The organism is Erwinia sp. (assembly GCF_031978025.1).
Classification (GTDB): domain Bacteria; phylum Pseudomonadota; class Gammaproteobacteria; order Enterobacterales; family Enterobacteriaceae; genus Erwinia.
In genome coordinates, this window is record NZ_DALZCD010000292.1 from 1 (window position 1) to 5,281 (window position 5,281).

Annotated in this window: 4 protein-coding genes; all 4 read left to right on the plus strand. The window is 54.9% G+C overall.

The features are described from left to right. Positions 1-208 precede the first annotated feature (208 nt). Positions 209-1,870 carry a methyl-accepting chemotaxis protein gene (locus tag RTK32_RS18550; protein WP_312046569.1) on the plus strand — a complete coding sequence of 554 codons (1,662 nt, stop codon included), beginning with the start codon at positions 209-211 and terminating at the stop codon, positions 1,868-1,870. Positions 1,871-2,191: 321 nt separating this feature from the next. Beyond that, a complete protein-coding gene (locus tag RTK32_RS18555; RefSeq protein WP_312046571.1) occupies positions 2,192-3,847 on the plus strand; it encodes a methyl-accepting chemotaxis protein in 1,656 nt (551 codons plus the stop codon). 323 nt (positions 3,848-4,170) lie between these two features. Further along, entirely contained in the window at positions 4,171-5,043 is an 873-nt protein-coding gene (gene cheR / locus RTK32_RS18560) for a protein-glutamate O-methyltransferase CheR (protein WP_312046572.1), read from the plus strand. Then, the coding region (locus RTK32_RS18565) for a response regulator (RefSeq protein WP_312046574.1) at positions 5,043-5,281 on the plus strand (239 nt) is incomplete at its 3' end. The genes cheR and RTK32_RS18565, both read left to right, overlap by 1 nt.

Sequence of the window (5,281 nt, forward strand, 5' to 3'; positions counted from 1 at the left end):
GTAATCTTCGCCACATATAAACTTGAACACCCTGTTGGTAGTTCACTGGCAGGGTGTTTTTTATAGATTTAATTATTTTCTTTATTAGTAGTTAATTTAATTATTAAAGTGTCACTTTAATAAATCTGTTCCGATAGCACATAAAGTTCCATTTATTTACGCCGATAAAATTGGTGTTGAATCATTTCACTTCTACCAAGGGTACCCTATGTTTAAACGCATTAAGGTCGTCACCAGCCTGCTGTTAGTTCTGCTGGTATTCGGCTCACTCCAGTTGTTGGCAGGCGGGTTATTTATTAACGCGCTGACCGACGATAAAACTAACTTTTCTATTGCTCAGAACGCCAGCGACAACGTTGCCTCTTTTACCGACGCCTGGATTGCGTTAAACCAGACCCGCATCACAATCAACCGTGGGATGCTGCGTCTGCAAAGCGAAACGGCTAACAGCATTAACAGCGCTTCGTTGACCGATATCAGCACTCAGGGCAAAGGGCTGCTGGCCGACGCGGACAGGTACTATGCGCGTTACCAGGGTATCCCCAGCACCAAAGGAATGGACCCGGCCATCACCGAGGCGCTGGAAAAAAATTACGAAACCTATTCTAAAGCGCTGGGCCAAATGCTGTCTCTGCTGGAAAGCAAGCAGCTGAACGACATGTTCAAACTGAACATTGAGCAAAAACAGAACGAGATGCAGGCTGCCTATAAAACCTGGCGTAACGCACAGAACGTGCTGAGCGCGCAGGGCGGCGTGGATAACAACAGTGCCTATACCAAAATGCTGTGGGTGATTGGTACCATCATGGTGCTGGTTGTTGCGCTGATTGCGCTGTGCTGGGTCGGTCTGCGCTCCGTGCTGATCAAGCCGCTGCAGGACAATATCATGCATATTGGCCATATCGCCAGCGGCGATCTGACCCACACGATTGAAGTGGAAGGCCGTAACGAAATGACCCAGCTGGCTAACAGCCTGAAAGAGATGCAGCAGTCGCTGGTGCGCACTGTCAGCGACGTGCGTGACGGCTCTGACGCTATCTATACCGGCGCAAGCGAAATTTCTGCGGGTAACAACGATCTGTCCGCTCGTACTGAACAGCAGGCCGCCTCGCTGGAAGAAACGGCTGCAAGCATGGAGCAGCTGACCGCTACCGTGAAGCAGAACGCCGAGAACGCCCGTCAGGCTTCACAGCTGGCGCTGAGCGCATCGGAAACGGCACAGAAGGGCGGTAAAGTGGTGGATGGCGTGGTGAAAACCATGAGCGACATCGCGGGCAGCTCGAAGAAGATTGCTGATATTACCAGCGTGATCGACGGCATTGCTTTCCAGACCAACATTCTGGCACTGAACGCCGCGGTGGAAGCCGCGCGTGCGGGTGAACAGGGTCGTGGCTTTGCGGTTGTGGCCGGTGAGGTGCGCAATCTGGCACAGCGCAGTGCTCAGGCAGCGAAAGAAATCAAAGGCCTGATTGAAGACTCCGTGGCTCGCGTGGACAGCGGTTCCGTTCTGGTGGGTACCGCAGGGGAAACCATGAACGATATCGTTAACGCCGTGACCCGCGTAACCGACATCATGGGCGAAATCGCCTCCGCTTCTGACGAGCAGAGCCGTGGTATCGACCAGGTAGGCACTGCCGTAACCGAGATGGATCGTGTTACGCAGCAGAACGCCTCACTGGTGCAGGAATCTGCCACTGCCGCTGCCGCGCTGGAAGCACAGGCCAGCCGTCTGACTCAGGCCGTTGCCGTATTCCGCGTACGTAAAGATCAGAGCGTGCGTGCTGCTGCACCTGCCCCGCGTGCGTTGAAGCCCGCGCAGCGTAAAGCCGCCGCGCCCGCTGCTGACGAAGGTAGCTGGGAAACATTTTAAGTTAAAGGGGAGAGCATTTCGCCCTGAGACATAGCTAAAAAGCCCGCTCCGGCACCCTGCCTGAGCGGGCTTTTGTTTATCCATTCAGGGGCAGGACAGCGGGAAATAGTCACGGCAGAACGGGCGGCCTTTACGGCTTTCCTTACGGACCGCAAACCCCACCCGACGGCAGTTTTGCTATGCGCTTAACCCGCTGGAACCACAGGGATCTGGCCCATCGGCATGGCCTCATAATTCTTTTTAGAAAGCCCTCCGCCCTGATAAAGATCCCCCGGCATCTGCCGATAACTAAACCAAATAGCCCCCCCAACTGAGGTAGTTATGTTCAAGAATATAAAAGTGGTGACCGGCCTGATAAGCGTGCTGGTTTTGTTTGCTGTATTACAGCTGGGGACCGGCGGTCTGTTCTTTAAAGCCGTCCACAGCGACAAAAAGAATTTTGAATTTAGTCAGCAGATGCGCACGCTTCAGCAAGCCATGGGCAGTTCATGGGTGTCGCTGGTGCAGGCGCGTAATACGCTGAACCGTGCCGGTATTCGTTACCTGCTGGATGTCAACAAATCAGGCGCGGGGACTTCTGCCAGCGATCTGATGACGCAGGCCAAGGCCGACCTGGCTACTGCCGATCGATCAATGGCGGTATTCAACGCGACGCTGAGTGAAGAAGGTAAAAAAGCAGATGATGTCCAGGCGCTGTTGGCCAACTACAACCAGTTCCACACCGCGCTTTCCGAGCTGATTGTGATGATGGAAACAGGACGCTTTAACGACTTCGTTGCGCAGCCGACCCAAAGCTATCAGGAGCAGTTCCAGCAGGCGTACAACCACTGGCTTGACGTGGTTAATCAGCTGACCGCGCAGGGTGTTAAAGACAACGAGACCGCTTACAACCAGACCATCTGGCTGCTGCTGGCCGTCCTGCTGGTTTCTGCTGCCGCCATCGCGCTGGCCTGGAGCGGTATCCGTAAACTGCTGCTGGTGCCGTTGAACAGCAATATTGAACATATTCGTCATATTGCCAGCGGCGACCTGACGCAGACCATCGCCGTAGAAGGCCGTAGTGAAATGACGCTGCTGGCGGAAAGCCTGCGGGAGATGCAGCAGTCGCTGGTGCGCACCGTCAGCGACGTGCGTGACGGCTCTGACGCTATCTATACCGGCGCGACCGAAATCTCTGCGGGCAACAACGATCTCTCTTCGCGTACTGAACAGCAGGCCGCTTCGCTGGAAGAAACGGCTGCAAGCATGGAGCAGCTGACCGCTACCGTGAAGCAGAACGCCGAGAACGCCCGTCAGGCTTCACAGCTGGCGCTGAGCGCATCGGAAACGGCACAGAAGGGCGGTAAAGTGGTGGATGGCGTGGTGAAAACCATGAGCGACATCGCGGGCAGCTCGAAGAAGATTGCTGATATTACCAGCGTGATCGACGGCATTGCTTTCCAGACCAACATTCTGGCACTGAACGCCGCGGTGGAAGCCGCGCGTGCGGGTGAACAGGGTCGTGGCTTTGCGGTTGTGGCCGGTGAAGTGCGCAATCTGGCGCAGCGCAGTGCTCAGGCAGCAAAAGAAATCAAAGGCCTGATTGAAGATTCTGTCGCACGTGTCGATACCGGATCTCAGCTGGTGGAAAGTGCGGGTGAAACGATGGCGGATATCGTTAACGCCGTGACCCGCGTGACCGACATCATGGGTGAAATTGCTTCCGCTTCAGGTGAGCAGAGCCGTGGTATCGACCAGATCGGTATTGCCGTAACCGAAATGGATCGCGTCACGCAGCAGAACGCCTCGCTGGTGCAGGAGTCCGCCGCTGCCGCTGCCGCGCTTGAAGTGCAGGCCAGCCGCCTGACTCAGGCCGTCGCCGTGTTCCGCGTGCGCAAGGAAAGCATCGTGCAGGCTGTCAGCAAGCCGCTGGCCGTCGCCGCGCCGAAGAAAGCGCAGGCCGCGCCGGTAGCCAACGATAACTGGGAAACGTTCTGATCCCGTTGCGGCGCCGTTCAAGCGGCGCCGCAACGGTCATTAAGACAACCAACAGTAAAAAATAACGCTTTAACGCAATTTACCCTCAGGAAGATCGAATTGCTGCCGATAATTAGTTAAGCAATCTGAATTTGTAGTTAACCAGTGTCACCGCGACCGGACAATGCAAAGCAGAGCAACAGAACGCCGCGCTGGTAGTGGAAGCGGCAAGCAACCCAGGCGCGCTCGGGTTGGTTCAGGAGAAGGCAAACCGCCTCAGACACTGACCCACAGGGAACACACTGTTTTAACCCCTTAATCTGTACTTTGCAGGGTGGATCTGGATGAAAAAATCGACGTTGTTAGCACCGCCGGAGAACGTAACGATGCTGTCACAGATGGTACAGCGCCTGCCGTTATCCGATACGCATTTCAAGCGTATCAGCCAGCTTATTTATCAGCGGGCCGGCATTGTTCTCGCCGACCATAAGCGGGAGATGGTTTATAACCGCCTGGTGCGCCGGTTACGGACGTTAGGCATCGATGATTTTGGTCGTTACCTGGCGTTGCTGGAAAGTGATTCCGGCAGTGCAGAATGGCAAGCTTTTATTAACTCGCTGACCACTAACCTGACGGCGTTTTTCCGCGAGGCGCATCACTTTCCGATTCTGGCCGAGCACGCTAAAAAGCGCGGTGGCAGTTTCAACGTCTGGTGCGCAGCGGCATCGACAGGCGAAGAGCCTTACTCTATCGCCATGACGCTGGCAGAAACGTTGGGGGCAGGTCCTGGCAAGTTCCAGGTTCACGCCAGCGATATCGATACGCAGGTTTTGGAGAAGGCGCTGTCAGGCGTTTATCGTCAGGAAGAATTGCGCACGCTGTCACCTCAGCAGCTGCAACGGTTCTTCTTCCGCGGTACCGGCCCGCATGCTGGCATGGTGCGCGTTCGACCTGAACTGGCTAACAGCATTACGTTTTCTCAGCTGAACCTGTTGGGCAACGAGTGGGGCATTCCCGGCCCGTTCGACGCGATTTTTTGCCGCAACGTGATGATCTATTTCGACAAAGAAACACAGGAAAAGATCCTGCGGCGTTTTGTCCCGATGCTGAAACCTGGCGGCATTCTTTTCGCCGGTCACTCTGAAAACTTCAGCCAGATCAGCAAAGAGTTTTACCTGCGAGGCCAGACGGTTTACGGGCTGACTAAGGAAAAATAATGGGAAAAATCAGAGTATTATGCGTTGATGACTCCTCGCTGATGCGTCAGCTGATGACGGAAATCATCAACAGTCATGCGGATATGGAGATGGTGGCAACGGCACCCGATCCGTTGGTGGCTCGCGATTTAATTAAAGAATTTAATCCTGACGTGCTGACGCTGGACGTGGAAATGCCGCGAATGGACGGGCTGGATATTTTAGAAAAGCTGATGCGCCTGCGGCCAATGCCAGTAGT